General features: G+C 67.5%; 3 protein-coding genes and 1 pseudogene. All 4 read right to left on the bottom strand.

Annotation, left to right across the window (positions count from 1 at the left end; translation table 11 throughout):
• A partial coding sequence (locus tag AOK23_RS43390) for a hypothetical protein (RefSeq protein WP_157878338.1) occupies positions 1–216 on the bottom strand: 216 nt, incomplete at its 3' end.
• 69 nt (positions 217–285) lie between these two features.
• Complete coding sequence (locus AOK23_RS43385) at positions 286–474, bottom strand: DUF4314 domain-containing protein (RefSeq protein ID WP_055717851.1); 189 nt, start codon at positions 472–474, stop codon at positions 286–288.
• 62 nt (positions 475–536) lie between these two features.
• Positions 537–695, bottom strand: coding sequence for a hypothetical protein (locus AOK23_RS48300; RefSeq protein ID WP_157878337.1), 159 nt, complete (start codon positions 693–695; stop codon positions 537–539).
• A 657-nt stretch (positions 696–1,352) separates the two neighbouring features.
• A pseudogene (locus tag AOK23_RS43375) lies at positions 1,353–1,662 on the bottom strand (hypothetical protein); the annotation flags it as partial.

The following is a 1,662-nucleotide window of genomic DNA, read 5'->3' as shown; positions in this document are numbered from 1 at the left end:
GGCGTCGATCGGGGGCGGCGGCGGGGCACTTCCGGTGATCCAGAGTTGGACGGTGGTTCCGCCGAAGATGGGGCGGAAGCTGATTCCTTTTCCGTCGGTGCTTATGAGGTGGGCGGCGCCGTCGGCGGGTGCTTCCGGGTCGATCACCCAGTCTTCGCCGAGACTTTGGGCGATGGTGGCCGCGGTTTCCCGGACCGCGGCGTCGGTGATGAGCATGTGCGCTTCTCCAAGAGGTCTGTTGGTTGAGCGGCGGGGCCGCCTCCAAGGAGGCGGCCCCGGGGGCTGCTATGCGGGGCGCACTTCGTCGCCGTCGTCGAGGAGCATCGAGAGTCTCGAACCGCTGTCCCAGTTCACGGAGAGCTGGGCGAGTGCGGCGTCGAACCGGTAGACGGTGCCTTCGTCGCCGGGCTTGAGGTCGGTGTGCGGGTCGGTGGTGTGGACGAGGGCGATGCGGTCGCCCTGCTTGTAGGTCATCTGCTCTCCATTCGTTTCGCGTGGGGAGTTGTGGTTGGACTGCCGGTCTGCGTTGCAGGTCGCTAGGCGTCGTGGTCGCAGATCTGGGTGGGGCAGGCGCCACAGTCGAAGCAGTGGTCGCAGGCACAGGCTTCGCAGCCGGGTTCCTGGCAGCGGATTTCGTGGTTGCGGCAGTACGGGAAGGTGAACGGCAGCTCTTCCATGGCTCCCCCTTTCCTCATGGTTCTATTCTATATGCATTCGTGTGTGAATCAAGATCTCCCGCGAGAGATTTCGAAGAGTTTCCGCAGGTCAGGCGGCCACGTCGCGTATGAGGGCTTCCACCTTCTGAAGCGCCGCCAGGAAGACGGCCTGCGAGTGCAGCCGATCGCGACGCTCCAGAGAGTCGCGCGCCTCCTGGGCGGCCCTCGCGGGGACGTTGCCCTCGTGCAGGGTGTCACCGCACCCGATGAGCACGTGCGGACCTAGATCCCAGAGGATCGCGTTGACGGCGGCCCCCGCGGCCGCAAGCGGGTCGGCGTCCGTCAGTGACCAGCCGAACTCGTGTGGGTCGATGCCGCGTTCACGCATGACCTGCACGGCGGCACGGTACATGCCGCCGGTTCCGCCGGCGGGTTCGTCGAACGTCATACCGGGGGTGAGCGGCATGCCGTCGAGCAGCATCCTGGCCATCAGGTAGGCCACCTCCGGCGGCGTATGTATCTCCGCGAGCGCGTCGTGGGCGCCCTCGGAGCGCATGACGGCCAACACGGTCCCCATCACGTCCGTCGTGGAGCGGAGGTCAGCGTCATCACTGCTGGTCAAGTGCAGCAGCCCGTTGGTGAGTGAGGCTTCCACGACAGCGCGGACGGCCCCGGCCCGACGCGGGTCGGGATNNNGCGGCGAGCAGGTCGGTGTCGTCGAGGCTGAGCCACCAGTCGGCGGCGAGGTAGGCGTCCGGGCCACGAAGGGGCCAGAGAGCGAGCGTGGCGACCACGCCGATCGGGACCTCGATGGCGCTGCCTCCGTGTGCGTGGTGCCAGGCGTAGCTGACGGCTTCAGCGATCTCGAAGGCGTGGGCATGTGGGTTGCGCTGGGTCGGCCGATAGTGACCCAGCTTGCGCTCGACGACAGTGAGGGCGCGTGCGGGTTGGGCGGAGATGGTTACGGGGGTGGGAGCGGGCGGCAGGTCGGTGAGGTATCGGCGGG

The organism is Streptomyces torulosus (assembly GCF_001419765.1).
GTDB classification, from domain to species: domain Bacteria; phylum Actinomycetota; class Actinomycetes; order Streptomycetales; family Streptomycetaceae; genus Streptomyces; species Streptomyces torulosus.
The sequence above is the reverse complement of the archived record's forward strand: the minus strand, read 5'-3'. Positions and strand labels throughout refer to the sequence as shown.